Source organism: Arthrobacter sp. SE2, assembly GCF_058244265.1.
Map to the genome: position 1 here is coordinate 1 of NZ_JBZAYA010000004.1, position 18056 is coordinate 18056.

Annotated in this window: 14 protein-coding genes and 1 tRNA gene; 5 read left to right on the forward strand and 10 right to left on the reverse strand. The window is 65.4% G+C overall.

Annotated elements, in window-relative coordinates; genetic code table 11:
• Positions 1-138: 138 nt before the first annotated feature.
• Both hutH and AC4CS3_RS06780 read left to right on the forward strand, forming a co-directional pair.
• On the forward strand, positions 139-1737 hold the full coding sequence (gene hutH, locus AC4CS3_RS06775) for a histidine ammonia-lyase (RefSeq protein WP_490782765.1): 1599 nt from the start codon (positions 139-141) through the stop codon (positions 1735-1737).
• 193 nt (positions 1738-1930) lie between these two features.
• Entirely contained in the window at positions 1931-2179 is a 249-nt protein-coding gene (locus tag AC4CS3_RS06780; protein ID WP_059388455.1) for a hypothetical protein, read from the forward strand.
• Between the two features lie 102 nt (positions 2180-2281).
• On the opposite strand, the gene AC4CS3_RS06785 is transcribed toward AC4CS3_RS06780, so the two are convergent.
• The 9 genes from AC4CS3_RS06785 to AC4CS3_RS06825 form a co-directional block, all read right to left on the reverse strand.
• Positions 2282-2503, reverse strand: coding sequence for a hypothetical protein (locus AC4CS3_RS06785; protein ID WP_490782766.1), 222 nt, complete (start codon positions 2501-2503; stop codon positions 2282-2284).
• A gap of 99 nt (positions 2504-2602) precedes the next feature.
• A complete protein-coding gene (locus tag AC4CS3_RS06790) occupies positions 2603-7549 on the reverse strand; it encodes an NAD-glutamate dehydrogenase (RefSeq protein WP_490782767.1) in 4947 nt (1648 codons plus the stop codon).
• 177 nt (positions 7550-7726) lie between these two features.
• Positions 7727-8587, reverse strand: a complete 861-nt coding sequence (locus AC4CS3_RS06795; RefSeq protein WP_490782768.1) for a phosphogluconate dehydrogenase C-terminal domain-containing protein — start codon at positions 8585-8587, stop codon at positions 7727-7729.
• A 1-nt stretch (position 8588) separates the two neighbouring features.
• Positions 8589-9386: a sugar phosphate isomerase/epimerase family protein gene (locus tag AC4CS3_RS06800; protein WP_490782769.1), complete on the reverse strand. Its 798-nt coding sequence runs from the start codon at positions 9384-9386 to the stop codon at positions 8589-8591.
• Entirely contained in the window at positions 9383-10222 is an 840-nt protein-coding gene (locus tag AC4CS3_RS06805; protein WP_490782770.1) for a triose-phosphate isomerase family protein, read from the reverse strand. Before AC4CS3_RS06805 ends, AC4CS3_RS06800 begins: the two co-directional genes overlap by 4 nt.
• Positions 10206-10676, reverse strand: a complete 471-nt coding sequence (locus tag AC4CS3_RS06810; RefSeq protein ID WP_234752804.1) for a ribose-5-phosphate isomerase — start codon at positions 10674-10676, stop codon at positions 10206-10208. Before AC4CS3_RS06810 ends, AC4CS3_RS06805 begins: the two co-directional genes overlap by 17 nt.
• The gene (locus tag AC4CS3_RS06815) at positions 10673-12442 is read right to left on the reverse strand and encodes a dihydroxyacetone kinase family protein (protein WP_490782771.1); all 1770 of its coding nucleotides are present in this window, start codon (positions 12440-12442) and stop codon (positions 10673-10675) included. Before AC4CS3_RS06815 ends, AC4CS3_RS06810 begins: the two co-directional genes overlap by 4 nt.
• A 211-nt stretch (positions 12443-12653) precedes the next feature.
• On the reverse strand, positions 12654-14021 hold the full coding sequence (locus tag AC4CS3_RS06820; protein WP_490782772.1) for an MFS transporter: 1368 nt from the start codon (positions 14019-14021) through the stop codon (positions 12654-12656).
• A 163-nt stretch (positions 14022-14184) separates the two neighbouring features.
• Positions 14185-14373, reverse strand: a complete 189-nt coding sequence (locus AC4CS3_RS06825) for a hypothetical protein (RefSeq protein WP_490782773.1) — start codon at positions 14371-14373, stop codon at positions 14185-14187.
• A gap of 20 nt (positions 14374-14393) precedes the next feature.
• Between AC4CS3_RS06825 and AC4CS3_RS06830 the strand changes: the two genes are divergently transcribed.
• Positions 14394-15137: a FadR/GntR family transcriptional regulator gene (locus AC4CS3_RS06830; RefSeq protein ID WP_490782774.1), complete on the forward strand. Its 744-nt coding sequence runs from the start codon at positions 14394-14396 to the stop codon at positions 15135-15137.
• Positions 15138-15183: 46 nt separating this feature from the next.
• On the opposite strand, the gene AC4CS3_RS06835 is transcribed toward AC4CS3_RS06830, so the two are convergent.
• A tRNA-Cys gene (locus AC4CS3_RS06835) sits at positions 15184-15254 on the reverse strand.
• 211 nt (positions 15255-15465) lie between these two features.
• Here AC4CS3_RS06835 and AC4CS3_RS06840 point away from each other — a divergent pair.
• Both AC4CS3_RS06840 and AC4CS3_RS06845 read left to right on the forward strand, forming a co-directional pair.
• The gene (locus AC4CS3_RS06840; RefSeq protein ID WP_490782775.1) at positions 15466-17217 is read left to right on the forward strand and encodes a D-apionate lactonase family protein; all 1752 of its coding nucleotides are present in this window, start codon (positions 15466-15468) and stop codon (positions 17215-17217) included.
• An 18-nt stretch (positions 17218-17235) separates the two neighbouring features.
• Positions 17236-17991, forward strand: coding sequence for an SDR family NAD(P)-dependent oxidoreductase (locus tag AC4CS3_RS06845; RefSeq protein ID WP_490782776.1), 756 nt, complete (start codon positions 17236-17238; stop codon positions 17989-17991).
• Positions 17992-18056: the final 65 nt, after the last annotated feature.

Consider the following 18056-nt stretch of genomic DNA (forward strand, 5'->3'; position numbering starts at 1 on the left):
CCCACGAACGCGGCGTCCGCATCCCCATGGAAGAAACCCGCTAACCAGACCCGACAACCCCAACTAGCTCGCAATAGTTGTCGTTATGGGACCCCAAAACGACAACAACTGCCAGCTAGTTGGGAAGAACGAGGAAAAATGACCATCACAGCAACATCCCTTGGCCGCCAGACGGTCATCCTCGGCTCCAGCGGAGTCACGCCCGAGGACGTCGTCGCCGTCGCGCGCTACGACGCCAAGGTGACCATCTCCCAGGAAGCCCTGGACACGGTCGCCAAGGTCCGCGCCCACATCGACGGCCTCGCCCACAGCGAAGTTCCGGCGTACGGCGTCTCCACGGGCTTCGGTGCCCTGGCAAACCGCCACATCCCCAACGAACTCCGCACCCAGTTGCAGAAGTCGCTCATCCGCAGCCACGCCGCCGGCATGGGCCCGGCAGTGGAGCGCGAAGTGGTCCGCGGCATCATGTTCCTGCGCGCCAAGACCCTGGCCTCGGGCCGCACGGGCGTTCGTCCCGTGGTCCTGCAGACCATGGTGGACGTCCTCAACGCGGGCATCACCCCCGTTGTCCGTGAATTCGGCTCCCTGGGTTGCTCGGGCGACCTCGCACCGCTGTCCCACTGCGCCCTGGTCCTGATGGGCGAAGGCGAAGCCACCGGCCCCGACGGCGAGCTCTACGGCGCCGCCGGAAAGAAGCCGGTTGCCGAGCTCCTCGCCGCGCACGGCATCGAGCCGGTGGTCCTCGCGGAAAAGGAAGGCCTCGCGCTGGTCAACGGCACCGAGGGCATGCTCGGCATGCTCCTGATGGCCATCGCCGACCTGCACCTGCTGCTTACGACGGCGGACATCACCGCCGCGCTCAGCGTCGAGGCGCTGCTCGGCACCGACCAGGTGTTCCTGCCGGAGCTCCACGCGGCCCTGCGGCCCCACCCGGGCCAGGCTGCAAGCGCAGACAACATGTTGCGCGTGCTTTCCAACTCGCCGATCGTTGCTTCGCACCGCGTCAACGACACCAAGGTCCAGGACGCGTACTCGCTCCGCTGCGCACCCCAGGTTGCCGGCGCGGTCCGCGACACCGTGACGCACGCTGAACTCGTGGCCTCCCGCGAGCTGGCAGCAGCCATCGACAACCCCGTGGTGCTCCCGGACGGCCGCGTGTCCTCCAATGGCAACTTCCACGGCGCTCCCGTGGCCTACGTGCTGGACTTCCTGGCCATCGCTGTGGCAGACCTGTCCTCCATCGCCGAGCGCCGCACGGACCGCATGCTGGACCCGGCCCGCTCGCACGGACTCCCGGCGTTCCTTGCCGACGATCCCGGCGTGGACTCGGGCCTCATGATCGCCCAATACACCCAGGCCGGACTCGTCTCGGACAACAAGCGACTGGCCGTTCCGGCATCGGTGGACTCCATCCCGAGCTCCGCCATGCAGGAAGACCACGTCTCCATGGGTTGGCACGCGGCCCGCAAGCTCCGCAAGGCCATCGAGAACCTGCGCCGGGTCCTGGCCGTGGAACTCGTGACGAGCGCCCGTGCCCTCGACATCCGCACCAAACTGTCCGGTGGGGAACTCACTCCGGGGCCAGCCGGCACCGCCGTGATCGAGGTGCTGCGCGGCGTCGTCGACGGTCCCGGAACTGACCGTTTCCTCTCACCTGAACTGGAAGCGGCAGACCGTCTTGTAGGCGCCGGCGACGTGCGAGCGGCCGCCGAATCCGCCGTCGGAATTCTCGCCTGACGCCGAACAAAATACTGTTCGAGTGAACAATAGGAAGCGCCCCGGAAATGTTTGGCAAAACGTACCTCGGGGCGCTTTCTGTGTAGTAGAACTTATGAGGTACGGCATGTCCGCGCCGACGATGTCGTGGGCCTGCCGGGAAAGTCCGTTTACAACTGAAAACAACGAACATCCACAAAGGGGTAGAAGTTCAATGAAGGCACGCGGGACAGTCCTGTCCAGGCGAATCGCACAGTCCGCCGTCGTTTCCAACTGGGGAACGTTGAAGGTGGGGGAGCGGATCGAAGTCGTAAGGCACGCACATGTGGTCGCGGCGGGGGAGGTGCAGGAAGTCTCGGGCAGCGGCAACGTTGTGTGGCTTGAACCCGCAGGGCCTGGCGCCGACGAAGCCGCCAAACAGCTTTTCATGAAGTCCGACGGCGTGGAGTTGCGCCGGGTGTGATGACCGCTTAAAGAACCGGGGCTTGTTTCCCATTCCGCGCCTTCTTGGCGTGGTCTGGAAAACAAGCCCCGGTTTTGTTGTGCGAACCTGTTCCTAGGCTTCCTAGGCGGCGAGGACCTCGCGGGTCTGGCCGAACGGGACCGACTCGTCCAAGGCAACCGTGTAGTTTCCAGGCTCCCGGCGGGTCACCAGGATCCCGCAGCTGCCGTTGTCGGCAGCGGCTTCGATGAGCGAGCTGACGGCTTCGTCAAGTCCTGCATGGACTTCGTCGACGGACGCAAAGGACAAATGGATTTCGTTGCGTTCTATTGTTGCGGTGTTCATTGGGGGGCTCCTTCTGCAGGGTGCCGCAGGGGGGAGCGGCAATTCCTGCATAAAAAGATAGCAAAGTGTCATGGGATGTCCGGCATTCTGGGAGCTGGATCACCGGCGGACCATAGCGCGCAGTAGCTTCACGGCCACGGAGAGTGCCGCGATGTCTACCGGGCCGGGCTTGATGGCTTCCTTGATGGTGTCCTGGATGCGGGCGAGTTGTTCGATGTTTCCGCGTTCCCAATCCATGATCCTCGCTACGGGGTCGGCGACTGCCTCGGAGGAGCGGGGAGTATGCCGGACTACGGCCTTGGTCATGTCGGCAAGGACCAGGTACATGTCGTCACGGAGGGCTGCCCGGGCCAAGGCCTCCCAGTGGGTGTCCCGCGGCAACAGCGTGATGTGTTCCAACAGGGGGATAGCCGAGATCCGTTCGAACACGGCGAAGTAGACCTCCGCCACGTCCTCAACGGGCTCCTGCAATTCCTCGGCAATCGCGGAAATGTCCAGAAGGCCGTAGCTGACGAGGAGTTCCGAGGCTCGAAGTCCCAGTTCGTGTGGCAAGCCCACCGAATCCGAATGGGCGAGGCGCGTCAACGAGTGTTGCAGGTTGATCCCGTGCAGGAGGCGCGTGAAATTTGCCCGCATCAGCGACATGGTCCGTTCGAGCCGCGCGAGGGCGTCCGCAATGGGCTTGTCCCGGAAATCGTGGGTGACGTACCAACGGGTGGACCGGTCGAGGAGGCGGCGCATGTCCAGTGCCACAGCGCATCCGTGCTCGCGCGGGATGCTTGCCGGCACCCGGGCGATGGCTTCAGTGACCGAATCGAAATCCCAGATTCGGCGCATGACCACGAATCCACGCGCCACCGCGGCCGCCGAAACCGTGGTTTCCTCCATCGCGCGGAATGCAAACGCTATGCCGCCGAGGTTGATCATGTCGTTGGCCACCACGGTGGCGACGATTTGGCGGCGCAAGGGATGCGTGGAGAGGTCATCGCCGAACCGTTCTGAAAGTTGGCGGGGGAAATACTCGCGCAGCGTTTGCGAGAACCACGGATCGTCAGCGAGCCCGCCCTCCGTCAGTTCCCGGACGAGCTCGATCTTGGCATAGGCCGCCAGCACAGCCAGTTCGGGCGAGGTCAGTCCAACTCCGGTCCCTACGCGTGCCTGGATTTCCTCGGTAGTCGGCAGGCCTTCGAGCTGCCGGTCCAGGTCCGTGGCTGATTCGAGCCAGTCCATAGTCCGTTCGAAGCTCGGGCTCCACTCAAGGACCAGCTGTTTGTCATTGAGGAGGAGGACGTTTTGGTCAACGTTGGTTTTCAGCACGAGCCGCCCCACCTCGTCCTGGAGTGAGTGCAGGAATTTCGTTCTTTCATCCGGGGACATCTTGCCCGCGGCGATCATCCGGTCGAGGAAGATCTTGATGTTCACCTCGTGGTCCGAGCAGTCCACGCCGGCGGAGTTGTCGATGGCATCGGTGTTCACGAGGATTCCGGCAAGCGCGGCCTCGATCCTGCCGCGTTGGGTTATGCCGAGATTGCCACCCTCAGCGATGATCCGGGTACGCAGTTGGGCGGCGTCCACCCGGATGGCATCGTTTGACTTGTCTCCGACCTCGGCATTCGTCTCGCTGGAGGCCTTGACGTAGGTGCCGATTCCGCCGTTGTAGAGCAGGTCGACGGGGGCCATGAGGACGGCCCTGAGCAGCTCAGGCGGGCTCATCGCCGTCGTGCCCTCATCCAATCCCAAGGCGAGGCGGACCGGTTCGGTGATGCTGATTGACTTCTCGGCCCGGGAGAACACCCCTCCACCGGGACTGAGCTTCGCGGGGTTGTAGTCGGCCCAGGACGAACGGGGTAGCTTGAAGAGCCGTTTCCGCTCGGCGAAGGAAGTGGCTGGGTCCGGGGCGGGATCCAGGAAGATGTGCCGGTGATCGAAGGCTGCCACCAGCTTGATGTGGTTCGAGAGCAGCATGCCGTTGCCGAACACATCGCCGCTCATGTCGCCGACGCCCACCACGGTGAAATCCTCGGTCCGGGAGTCGATGAGCAGTTCGCTGAAATGGTGCCGCACGGACTCCCAGGCGCCTCGGGCCGTGATGCCCATCTGCTTGTGGTCGTAACCCACTGAACCGCCGGACGCGAACGCATCGCCCAGCCAGAATCCGTACTCTGCGCCGAGGTCGTTGGCGATGTCGGAGAACGTGGCTGTGCCCTTGTCAGCGGCGACCACGAGGTAGTAGTCGTCGCCGTCGTGCCTCACCACGCGGGTCGGCGGAACAACGCGCTGCGGCGGAACAGTGCGTTGCGGCGGTACACCGCGGCCGTGCGAACCGCCGTCGGGTTCGGCAACCAGGTTGTCCGTGATGTCCAGTAGTCCACGAACGAAGATCCGGTAGCTTTCCTGACCCGCGGCCAGCCAGGCCGCGCGGTCCTCGGCGGGGTCCGGGAGCTGTTTGGGGTAGAAACCGCCCTTGGCTCCGGTGGGAACGATGACGGCGTTTTTCACCGTCTGGGCTTTCACAAGTCCCAGGACCTCTGTGCGGAAGTCCTCACGACGGTCGGACCAGCGCAAGCCTCCGCGGGCAATCGGGCCGAAACGCAAGTGGACGCCTTCCACCCGCGGCGAGTAGACCCAGATTTCGAACTGTGGCCGGGGTGCCGGTGCGGCGGGGATAGAGGAGGGATTGAGCTTGAAACTCAAATACGGCTTGTTCAGGTAGAAGTTGGTGCGCAGGGTGGCCTCCACAAGGCTCGCCAGAGAACGAAGCAGGCGGTCGGCGTCGAGGACCGGTACGGCGTCGATCGCTTCCGCCAGTTCCTTGCGCGCGGCGTTCGTGGCTTGTGTCCGCGAGCTGTATTTGCTGCGGTCCGTTTCGAACAGATCGCCGCCAGCGGGAATCTGCCCGGTCGGCGTCGGTTCAGACGGCGTCGGCTCAGCAGGCGTCGGCGCGCGCAGTTCAGGATCGAACAGATCGGGTTCGAACCGGTCCGGATCGAATTTCGCTTCGAACAGCGAAAGCAAAGCGTGGGTTGCACGCACATTCTCACGGAGGGTATCCGCGATGAATCCGTAGGAATTGGTGCTCCCCAGCTGCCGAAGGTACTTCGCATACGCGCGCAGGATGGCTGTCCGCCGCCAGTCGATCCCCTCCCGGATGACCAGGATATCGAAGGCGTCCGACTCCGCGTCTCCCCGCATCGCGGCACAGAACGAAGCGGCCAGCAGATCGCCGGTTCCCACGGGATCAACTCCCCGCGGATACACGAGGCCGAGGTCGTAAAGGAAGAAGGACCGCCCGTCGGCACGCTGCACATCGAACGGCCGCTGATCCAGCACGCGCAAGCCCAGGTTGTGGAAGAACGGCAAAATCTGGCTCAGGCTCTGCGGGCGGGTCAAATAGAGCCGAATCCGCGCATCCTCAGCGAGGACGGCAGTTCCCGGGCGCTTGTAGACGGTGAGCAGCGGGTCCGCGGCGTCGCCGTCTGTCACGTCTCCGTCCCGGGGCGCGAAGCTCTCGAACCGGACGATGTCCTGAACCGCGTCTTCCACCTCGTAGTCTGCTTTGTAGCTGGCCGGAAAGGCGGTGGCCCACTGCCGGGAGAGCCGTGCGGCCTCCTCCGAGGGGAACCTCGCCCGCAGGGCTTCGTCCAGGCCTTCAGCCCAGGACCTTGTGGCGGCGATGATCCGCTGCTCCAGTACTGCAGGGTCGACGACGGCGGGCGCCCCCTCGCGGGGCAACAGGACCCGGAAAAACACTCGGGCCATGGCGGATTCGCCCAGGCGGAGCTCGAACTCGATGGCCTCGGAGCCGAAGGCATCGCGAAGCTCGCGTTCAATGTTGAGCCGGACCGCCGTGCTGAAGCGTAGGCGCGGCAGGAAGACCAGGGCTGTCATGAAGCGGTTGCGCGAGTCCGGACGAAGGAGCAACCGTGTGCTGTGCCGTTCTTGGAGGCGCAGGATGTCCCGCGCGTGCTCGGCCAGCTGCCGGGCATCGATGTGGAAGAGTTCGTCGCGCGGATAGGCCTCGACCACCGCCAGGAGTTCCTTGCCTCGGTGTGATGTGGCCGGGTAGTCGAACGTGCGCAGCACCTCGTCCACGGTGTCCCTGATGACGGGAATCTGGAGTGCCGAGCGGGACGCCGAGCTGGGAGCGAAAAGTCCGACGAAGGTGCGCTCCCCGATTCCGTCAGCCCCGCCGAGGCTGATTTCGTCGAGGTAGGCGCGCCGGAGGACCGTCGAGCGGAGCGTCGATTTGGTGAGTGTCAGGAGGGGCGCCGCGGACGGCTCGCCTGCGGACGCGGTGGCCGCCACATTCCTGAGCAGGCCGAGACCCTTCCGGCCGCAGTAGCCGAGGAAGACGAAATTCCCGTCGTCCAGCCAGCGCAGCAACTCCTGGACCTCCCGCGCTGCGGGGGCGGCTTGCGCGAGCCCGTCCAAGCCCCTGACCTCGTTGGCTAGTTCCTGGTGGATGGCAGCCGCGTCTTCCGCGGCGGCCCGGACATCGCCAAGGACGGTCTGCAGCCGTTCAATGAGGTGCTCGGCACTCGTTTCGTCTGGAAGCCGGGAAATCTCGACGGCGATCCAAGCCTCCGTGAGCGGCCCGCCGTCGTCGTGGTCCATAGGGGTGACAGCTGCGGAAGGCTCGACGCCGGACGGGAGTCCCGTCCGCAGGGGACCGCGGCGGACGTCGATCAGGCGATGGGTGGCTGCATCACGGGTGACTGTGAAAATGGGGTGGACCAGGAGCCGGATGGAGGCGTTGTCCCTGGCAATTTCCGCGGTGACCGACGGGACCAGGTAGGGCATGTCCTCGGTGACAATAGCTACGAGGCTGGCGTCGGCCTCGTTCAGGATGCCGATCACAGCTTGACCGGGAGCCCGCCGTTCCGCCAATGAGCGATGGTACCGCGCACGCTCCAGGAGTGTGTCCGTGGTGTAGTCGCGGACATCGTCATCGGCCACGTGCTCGTAGTAGTCGGTCAGGAATCGGTCCGGGGAGCCGGGGGCGGTGCCTCCCAAGGCGTCGTCCGCGGGCTCGATCCTGGGTGACATGTCGCTGCGCCTCCGCCGCGCAAGGAGCGGCCGTGCTGTAGCGGTCGGCGAAGTCCTGCGCCTGATTTCATGATGGCTGGCGCGGGCCGGGCAGTAAAGGCTTGGAATGCACTGCGAGATGGCAGTTCGCGGCAGTAATTGCAGTGAACTGCCATCTCGCGAGTGGCGAGGAGGAGACTAGCGCTTGACGGCGTCGAGCTTGAGCATCTTGGCGATGACGCCGTCGAGTTCGGAGTCGTCGAAGATCTTCTTCCAGTCGTCCTTGATGATGGTGTCCTTGCCGTACTGGATGGCGATTTCGCAGGCCTCGGAGAACGGGTTGGAGCCGCGCAGTGCGTTGGTCAGGGCGATCTGCACGTGGCCGAACAGCATGGCCTTGGCTGCTTCTTCCGGAACGCCGGCGGTGTGCACGGTCTCGTGCAGGGCTTCGTTGAGAAGGGTGCCGATCATGCAGGCCACAGTCTCCACGAGGGTGGGTTCGAGGATGGCGAGCTGCTTCACGGTGACCCAGTGGACGTCGATGACCGGCGCGTAGATGGTGCGGATGGTTGCTTCGGCTGCATCCCGGGTTGCTGCGGGGGCGCCCTCGTCGATGGCTGCGACGACGTTCTGCGGGGCCCCCTGGCCGCCGAAGGTGTCGGCCCATTCTTCCTTGGTGGTGCGCTCGAGGAACACGGACGGGTGGCAGGGGTGGGCGACGGCCTGGACGACGTCGTCGCGCTTTGCCAGCAGTCCGGCATAGGCGGCGGCGGGGTCCAGGGTGAGCAGGATCGAGCCCGGCTTCATCTGCGGGACGACGCCTTCGGAGACGATGCCGAGGACGGTGTCCGGCACGGCAAGGATCACGACGTCGGCGCCCTTGACGGCGTCGTCCGTTGCGGTGATTTCGCGGCCTTCGGCGCGGACGCGGTCCTGGCCGGCGGGGGAGTTCTCGCTGTAGGTGACGGTGTGGTTGGACTTCTGGAGGTTGGCGGAAACGCGCATCCCCATCTTGCCACCGGCTCCGACAACGGCGACGGTCAATTGTTCTGCTGACATTTCACTTGCTCCTTAGGAATTCGAGGCTTTGTTGGGTCCACTGGTTTTCGAGGCGGATGGTTTCCGCTTCGGAGTCCTGCCAGGGCAGCCAGTGTTCGACGATCTGGTTGATGTTTCTTTGCGCGGGCTGGAATTTTCCGGCCATGTAGTCGTAGTCCAGGAGTCCTTCGCCGAGCGGTGCGCCTGAGTACGTGAACCCGACCCACCCCTCCTGGCGGCTGAACGCAAAGTCTTTGATGTGCATGTTCAAGACATAGGGCGCGACGGCGTCAATCACCTCGCGGGGCATCTCCAGCGCCGCGACGGTGTTGGCAGGGTCGCTGCAGATGCCGAGGTACGGGTTGTCCACCCGGCGGATCACTTCCAGGATCCGTGCGGTGGGCACCTGCTCGTAGGTTTCGACGGCGATCCGCACGCCTGCCGCTTCGAAGGCCGGCAGGACCTCGGTGAAGATCGCGGTGGCTTCGTCGGCGTCGGGCGTGTGGCCGGGGACGTTGAACATGGTCCGCAGCAGCTTGGCTTCCAGGGCCACAGCGATGTGCAGGAACCTGTGCAGGTGATCCGGGCGGATGCCCTTCGTGCCGAGTTCCAGCGTGATGCCCAGGGAGTCCGCGGTGGCGCGGACCGCGGCGAGTTCCTGGCCGGACATGTGCTCAAGGGGAGCGTAGTCGCAGATCTGGAACAGCTGCACGCCCAATTCCGCGGTGCGCGCCAGCGCGTCGTGGATGCTCAGCGGCGCCGAGACGGCGTCCGAGAGCTGCCAGAAGAACGCGTAGCTGCTGAGGCCGATGCGGCTCATACTGTCCCCCCGTTTGCCGGAACTGCAGCGGTAGCCGCGAGGCGTGCTGCTGCCTCATCAAGGATGGTCTTGAGCGCTTCCGGATCGTGCGCGAAGCGCCCCAGGAATAATCCGGCGACGGACACGTCCAGTTGGCTGATCAGTCCGGGGCCGGCGCTCCCGCCGTAAATGACCCGGCTCTCGGACTGTCCCGGAAGGTTCCGGAGGTGCTCGTCCAAACCCCGGACCACGGCGCTGATGTATCCGGGCGTCGCGGGTTCCGGTGCGCCGATGGCCCACTGGGGTTCGTAGGCCACGATCGTCCGCTTGGCGAGATCGAGGCTGGATGCACGATGAAGGACCGCGTCTAGCTCACGGGCGCAGTAGGCGACAGCCTCTGCGGCCGTGCCTTGCACGGGTTCGCCGATGCAGAGCACAGGAGTGAGCCCGTTGCGGTAGGCTGCCGCGGTCTTGAGCCCGACCACGTCATCGTCTTCGCCGAAGATGCGGCGGCGTTCGGCGTGGCCCACCTCTACGTAGGACCCGCCGAGTTCGGTGATCATGGGACCGCCGACCTCACCGGTGTACGCGCCTTCGTCTTCCCAGAAGATGTCCTGGGCTCCCGTCCCGGTCCCGGAGGGGGCAAGGACGCTCCCGGCCTCGCTGATGACAGGGAAAGCGGGGAGGGCGAAGAGCTCGATGCTGCCGTCTTGGACGGCCGGGTGGGCTGCGGCGATATCGGCCACGGCGCGGCACCATTCGAGCGTGCGTTGGTAGCCGAAGTACATCTTCAGGCTGACGCCGATGATGGCCTTCTCATTCGTCCCGCCACCGGCGGGTTTAGCAGGAAGTGACACCCTCGTAGTCCTTAATGAGCGTGACTTTCTCGGCGGAGGCAGAGGACTCGTCGAAGGTGTATGTGAGCCATTCCTTGGCGAGGCGGCGGGCCAGTTCCAGTCCGACGACGCGCTGGCCGAAGGTGAGGACCTGGGCATTGTTGCTCAGGACGGCCCGTTCCACGGAGAAGCTGTCGTGGGCGGTGACGGCGCGGATGCCGGGGACCTTGTTGGCAGCGATGGCCACCCCCAGTCCCGTGCCGCACACGAGCAGGGCCCGGTCGGCCTTGCCCGCGGCGATGAGCTCGGCAGCAGCGATGGCCACGGAGGGGTACGGGGTGTGGCTGATGGCGTCCACTCCGACGTCGGTCACGGATTCGACCAGTTCGCTGGACTCGAGGTCCGCCTTCAGGGCTTCCTTGTATTCGAATCCGGCGTCGTCCGATCCGATGACCAGGCGCAGTTTGGTGCTCATGCTGTCTCCTTAATGCTGTTTTCGACGGTGTTCTCATTGAGAAGCGACTCGTGGATTGCCTTGACGATCAGGGCCATCGAGACAGCTCCGGCGTCCGGGGTGCCCAGGCTTTTTTCGGCATGCGGGCGGGCACGGCCCATGAGCGGCAGCAAGTTCGCGGTGGCTTCCGCGGCCTGTTGGGCTGCCACGACGGCGGTGCCCCACGAGTCCGTCAGGGACCGGCCGTCCTGTACCCCTGCTCCGAGGGCGTTGCGGAACGGGACCAGGACATCCACCAAGGTCTTGTCGCCTACCTTGGCCTTGCCGAAGTTCATGATGGCCGCGGCAGCGTCTGCCACGCCGGTGGCGACAGCGCCGCCGTCGGGCGCGTTGGCGTCGCCCAGGGCGTCACCGACGGCCCGCAGCGCCATGCCCCACAGCGCACCGGAGGTTCCGCCGGCCTTGTCGGCCCAGGCGTCCCCGGCGAAGTGCAAGGTGGTGGCCGCACCGGCACCGCGTTCGACGGCGCCTGCCGCGGCTTCCACGGCGGCGCGGACTCCGCGTTCCATGCCGATGCCGTGGTCGCCGTCGCCGGCGATCGCATCGATCCGGCCGAGTTCGTCGGCGTTGGCGTCTACGACGTTTTTGGCGGCGCCAAGTGCGGCGAGGACGCGGACGGCGGCCGCGCGGGACTCAGCCGAGGCGGCAGGGATGGAAAGTTCGACGTCGGCCAGCTCGCCGTTGTCTGTGCCTGCGGCGTCGGTTGCCAGGGCTTGCGAGGTGATCGCGCCGCGGCGGAAAGCAGGCGCGTCGGCCGGCGCGAGCCAGAATTGTTCGAGTTCCTCGTCCAGCCAGAAGAGGGTCAAGGATGTGCCCGCCATGTCGAAACTGGTCACGAGCTCGCCCACCTGCGGATCCACGACGTCGAGCCCCGCTTCTGCGAGAAGTTGCGCGACGCGGCGGTACACCACGAACAGTTCCTCGTACTTCACGCTGCCCAGGCCATTGAGGATCGGGACGACGCGGGCAGCGCTGATTTCGACGCCTTCGGGAACCTCGGCGAGGAGCTTGGTGACCATCAGCTCGGCGAGCTCGTCCGCCGTCGGGATGTCCGTTTCGCCGATGCCAGGTTCGCCGTGGATTCCCATGCCGACGGCCATCCGACCCTCGGGGACGGTGAAGAGCGGCTGCTCCGCACCGGGAAGCGTGCATCCGGTGAACGCGACGCCGAAGGAGCGCGTGCGGTGGTTGGCGCGTTCTGCGATCTGTACGACGTCGTCCATCGTGTAGCCGGCTTCGGACGCTGCAGCCGCGACCTTGAAGACGGTCAGGTCCCCGGCGATACCCCTGCGCTTCTCCTTCTCGCTTGCGGGGGCGGAAAAGATGTCATCCGTCACCGCGATGCTGCGGCAGTCGATTCCCTCCTTGCGGAGCTTCTCCTGGGCCTGGGTGAAATGCAGGACATCGCCGGCGTAGTTGCCGTAGCCCAGAAGCACGCCGCCGCCGTTGTCCGCAGCCTTGGCCACGTTGTAGACCTGCTGCGCGGACGGCGAGGCGAAGAGATTGCCCATCGCTGCGCCGTGCGCCAGGCCCTGGCCGACGAGGCCCCCGAAAGCCGGGTAGTGGCCCGAACCGCCCCCGATCACCAGCGCTACCGTGCCGGGAGTGCTCCGGGTGCTGCGGGCAACGCCGCCGGAGACGCGCCGTACCCAGCGGCCGTGCGATGCGACGAAACCTTCGATCATTTCGTCAGCGAAGGCTGGGGGTTCATTGAACAAGCGGGTCATGCGGAACTCCTGGACCTAATAGCGAGGATTGGGGTGGTGCCGGATGGCGGGACTGGGGGCGTGATGCATGGGGACCCAACTGACTAACAGTTGTTGTCGTTCTGAGCCCCCAAAACGACAACAACTGCGTGGGCCCACGCCGCCAGGGTTCCCTGGCCGAGCTTGCGAGGCGAGGGTGGCGGTGGGGACTAGTTGGGTGTGCCGGGCGGGGTTAGGGCTCTGCGTGGTGGCCGGCGCCTGCGGGATCCAGTGCCTCGGCGGGGATGCCGTCGCTGGCCTTGCCCCGGCGGCTGAGGACAACCATCAGGATCGAGGACAGGAGCATGAAGCCACCCACCACGAACATGGGCACCACGTAGCTTCCGGTCCAGTCCTTGAGCCAGCCTGTGATGTAGCCAGCGCTGAAGCCCGCCAGGTTGCCGACGGTGTTGATCAGCGCGATGCCGGCTGCGGCCGCTGCCCCGGTGAGGAACTGCGTAGGCACCGTCCAGAAGTTCGGCAGTGCCGCGAAGATGGACATGGCGGTGATGGTGATGACGGCGATCGTGGCAGCCGGGGATCCTGCGAACAGCGCCAACGGGATACTGACGGCGCCGGTCAGTGCGGGAAGCGCAATGTGCCACGTCTTGACGCCGCGCTTGGTGGCGTCCCTGGACCAGAAGTACAAGACGACAGCGGCAGGCAAGTACGGGATGGCGGTGATGAGGCCTTGCTGGAAGACATCGAATTTCGTGCCGAACTGGGACTCGAATCCCTTGATGATGGTCGGCAGGAAGAAGCCCAAGGCGTAGAGACCGTAAATGAAGCCGAAGTAGATCAAGGAGAGCATCCAAACGCGGCCGTTGCCGAACACTGTGCGGACACTGACGTGCTTGTTGCTGGCAGCGGTCGTCGCCTTTTCCCTTGCGAGGGCACCGGTCAGCCAGGTCTTTTCCTCCGACGTCAGCCACTTGGCCTTGGCGGGGGAATCGGCCAGATAGAACCAGGAGATGACGCCGATGGCGATCGCCGGGATGGCGACGCCGAAGAACATGAACCGCCAGCCTTCAAGGCCGAAGAACACGCCGTGCTGCTGGATCAACGCGCCGGCCAGCGGAGCACCGATCACCGTGGTCAAGGGCTGTGCCAAGTAGAAGAGGGCAAGGATCTTGCTGCGGTGCTTTGCGGGGACCCAGAGGCTCAGGAAGAGGATGGCGCCGGGGAAGAATCCGGCCTCGGCCACGCCCAGGATGAAACGCAGGATGTAGAGCTGGTCCACGTTGCCCACCCAGGTGAACACGAGGGACACAACGCCCCAGCTGACCATGATGCGGGCCAGCCAGCGGCGTGCGCCGAACTTGTGCAAGGCCAGGTTGCTGGGGATCTCCAGCAGGATGTAGCCGATGAAGAAGACTCCGGATGCGAAGCCGAACTGCGCTGCGGAGAGCGCCAGGTCCTTGTTCATGCCGTTGGGGCCGGCGAACGAGATGGCCGTCCGGTCCAGGTAATTGATGAAGAACATCAAGGCGACGAACGGCACCAGCCGGATCGCGACCTTCTTGATGGCCGATCTTTCGACCACCGATTGTGTGGTGTCCACATTGACTCCTAGAGGTTGCCGGGGCGCGTTGTCCTTCTGCGGACCAGGCGGCTCGGGTTTTTCTTAGTGCCGATCCGTGGACTTCTATGCCTCAGGACCGAGCTAAGCGTGTGATAAAAACCATAAGCCCTGAAGCGTAAATTGGTCAACCGGTTGACTGATCTCAATTTTCGGACGCCGGGCTCGCGAACGCCGGGCTCGCGGACGCCGGGCTCGCGGACGCCGGGCTCGCGGACGCCGGGCTCGCGAACGCCGGGCTCGCGAACGCCGGGCTCGCGAACGCCGGGCTCGCGTGGCGGCGGGACCGCGTGACGCCGGCACCCGCGATTTCGCGGCGGCAGAAATTGGTCATCCGGTTGCTACGCTGTGAAGATGTCAGCGAATTCCGCCGCCGCAGCGGCCCATATGACGGCAGCCCTTGCCCCCATGGAGCACGGCTCCGTCGTCTCCGAGGTTGCAGAGAGGCTGCTCGCGTACTTCACCAGCGGCGACATCGCGGCGGGGACGCGCCTCCCGGCCGAGCGGCAATTGGCGGCATCGCTCGGCGTCGGGCGTTCAGCGGTTCGCGAAGCGTTAGCCGCTTTGGAAATCCTCGGCATTGTCATCGTGCGGCCTGGATCCGGAACGTACTTGCGCGACGGCGTCTCCGAATTGCTGCCCCGCACCCTCAGTTGGGGGCTCATGCTGGGCGAGCCACGCACGCGCGAACTCGTTGAACTCCGCAGTGGCCTGGAGGTCCAGGCGGTTCAATTGGCCGCGGCCCGCATTACCGACGAGGCCTTGGAGCGCATGCGAACCAACCTCGACGCGATGGAGGCCGGCTTGGACAACCTCGCGGTCTTCGTCGAGGCCGACGCAGCATTCCATAAGGAAATCGCGTCCGCTTCAGGGAATCAGGTCCTCCAGGAACTCCTGCAAAGCATCAGGTCGCTTTTGAGAATCTGGGTGGACCGGGCGCTGACCGATGAAGGCCACGCGGCCGCCGCGCTCGCCGAGCATCGAGCGATCTTCAAGGCCCTCGAGTCCCGGGACGCCGCCTCGGTGACAGAGGCCATGGTCTCGCACATGGGCACGGCGTCTCGCCGTCTGCTGGCGGGCTACGACGCGGCCCAGTAGCTTCGCCGCCCGCGCAGGGCCGTTTTCGCCCGGGACAACACATGAGACGTGGTGGCGGGATTCGAACCCGCGTGCGCTGCTTTGCAGGCAGCTCCCTGGCCTCTCGGGTACACCACGTGCATCGAGGTTAGGCAGGCTGTGGCGCGCGAACCAACAATGGTTTCGAAGCCTTTCGCCGGGTTTCGCGGCGTTGCTTCAGGTGACCTCCCGCGACGCGGACGCCGCGCTTGCGTTCTCAAATATTGGTCAACCGGTTGACTTGTCGCATGGCGCGCATCACAATTGATTCCGATTACGCTTACTTCCGTCCTCGCTGCAAAGGCCTGTTGTGATCAATGACGAAAACCACTCCAGGCTGTTTGCTCCATCGGAAGCGGTGGAGGCGGCAGGATGGCGTGCCGAGCTGCGCAACGATGAGCTCTCGGACATCACGTTCAACGGCATTCCGGTCCTCCGCGCCATCCGGGCAGTGGTCCGCGATCACGACTGGCGCACCCTCGTGCCCACTGTCAGCCGGGTCGCGCAACACGCCCGCGACGGCGGTGTCACGCTCCTGCTCGACATCGACTTTGCCGGTTTCGGCTCCAGCTACGCCGGCGAGCTCGCCATTCACCTCACGGAGGACAGTGTCAAAATGACGTTCGACGGCGTCGCTCCCGCTCCCTTCCGCAGCAACCGGATCGGGCTGGTGGTCTTGCATCGCCCCGACGACGCCGGCCGCGCGGTGAGCATCGGCGGCCCCGGCGGCGCTAGCACGCCGTCTTTCTTCCCCATGGACGTCAGTCCGCATCAACCCTTCATGGACGTTTCTTCCATGGGATGGGAGCGCGACGGAACGCGATTCAGGCTCGACTTCCACGGCGACGTCTTCGAGACCGAAGACCAGCGGAACTGGACTGACGCCTCGTTCAAGACGTACAGCACGCCGCTCTCGAAACCATTCCCGGTGGAGATTTCCGCCGGCCACCGCGTCCACCAGTCGGTGCTCCTGACGGCGACGCCCGGGCCTGTGGCGCCGTCAGTTCGGCAGCCAGACGGTGTGCTCACAGTGCTCGACGGCGGCACGGCCCGGGTGCCGGCGCTTTCGGTTTCGGCAACCTCCGTCTCGGCAACCTCGGCTTCCACGACAACATCCAAGACCCGTTCCGAACCTATCCCCGGCTTGGACGCGCTGCTTCTGGAGCTGGCGCCCGGCCTGGACGCAGAACACATACTCCGGCGCGCGACGGCAGAAGCCGCAGATCTGGACGTTTCGCTGGATGTGCGTCTGTCGGTCGATTCGGCGGATCGCATCGGGGAACTCCTCGACCTCCTGACGTTGGGCGATGTCGTGCGGCTCGCGGTGTTCGACGCTTCCAGCCACGTCACGGAGCCGGGGCTCTGGGTTGAACTCAAGGACCAGGCTCGGCGGCGCGGATTTAGCGGCGCACTGCTTGCCGGCGCGCGGTCGCACTTCACTGAGCTGAACCGCAACGCGGACCGCCTCCCCCCGGACGCCGACGCCGTGTCCTTCAGCATCACCCCGCAGATGCACGCCACCGAGGTGCCGCACGTCGTCGAAACTCTGCCCATGCAGCGGCTCGTCGCGCTCAATGCCCTGCGGATCGGCTCTGGACGGCCGCTGCACCTTGGGCCGGTGACCCTGAAGGCGCGGTTCAACGCCGTCGCCACCGAAGGCGACGAGGCGGCAGCCGAAGCCATGGCCACCGACCCGCTGCAGCCTGCGACACTTACAGCCGCTTGGCTATTGGGCAGCATCGCGGCGCTCAGCGTTCCCGGCGTCGAATCCGTCAGCTATTTCGAGGCAACAGGACCGCGCGGTATCCGTGAAACCGGCGGCCTCACGCCTGCGGGCGAGTTGCTGGCCGCCGTCGCGGCCGTGCGCGGGTGCGAGGTCCTTGACGTGGCCGGCGAGGTGCCCGGCGTCGTGCTGTATCCCGTGCGCGACGGCGGCCGGACGGTTTTGTTTTCCGCTAACCTCACTGCCGAATCGCTGAGCGTCGTCGTCCGGCTGCCGGGCGGCGACAGTACCAATCTTGAACTTGAGCCGTGGACTGCAGATGTCCGCCGCGTGGACTGAACTGAAAGAGGAACCACTATGAGCAATAGGCTTGACGGCAAAAGCGCGCTGGTCACCGGCGCAGGCTCAGGCATAGGACTGGCGGTGGCCCAGCGCTTCGTTGTCGAAGGCGCCCGGGTGTACTTCGCCGACATCAATCTGGAAGCCGCCGAGAAGGCTGCCGCTGTCACGGGGTCGGCCCTGGGCCGGGCTGTGCGCATGGATATTTCGGACGAAGCCAGTGTGGTTGCGGCCTACGCCGCCGTTGCCGAGGGCGGCCCGCTGGACGTCGTGGTGGCCAATGCCGGGGTACAGCTATTCGGCCAAGATGCCCGCGTGGGAGACCTGGATCTGGCGGTCTGGGAGAAAACCGTCGCCATCAACCAGCGCGGCGCATTCCTGACCCTCAAGCACGCAGTCCGTGCCATGGAAGGTCGCGGCGGGTCCATTATCTGCACCGGCAGCCCTACCGCGGTGGTGGCTTGCGGGCAGACCTTCACCGCCTATACGAGTTCCAAAGCCGGGGTGCATGGCCTTGCGCGGGTGGTGGCCGCCGACTATGCGGTCGAAGGAATCCGAGTGAATACGGTTGTTCCCGGTTACACCGAGACCCCGCTGGTGCAGACCATCGCGGACGATCCAGTGAGCCGCGCGGGCCTGGTGGACTCCACGATGTTGGGCCGCCCCGGAACCGCGGCCGACGTCGAGGGCATCATGGTGTTCCTCGCCAGCGATGACTCCGTGTACGCCACGGGCGGGCTGTTCACCGTGGACGGCGGACTGACGGCCCTGTGACCTAGGGCGCCTGCTTGCCCAACTGACTCGCAGTTAATGTCGTTCTGAGCCTTCTAAACGACAAC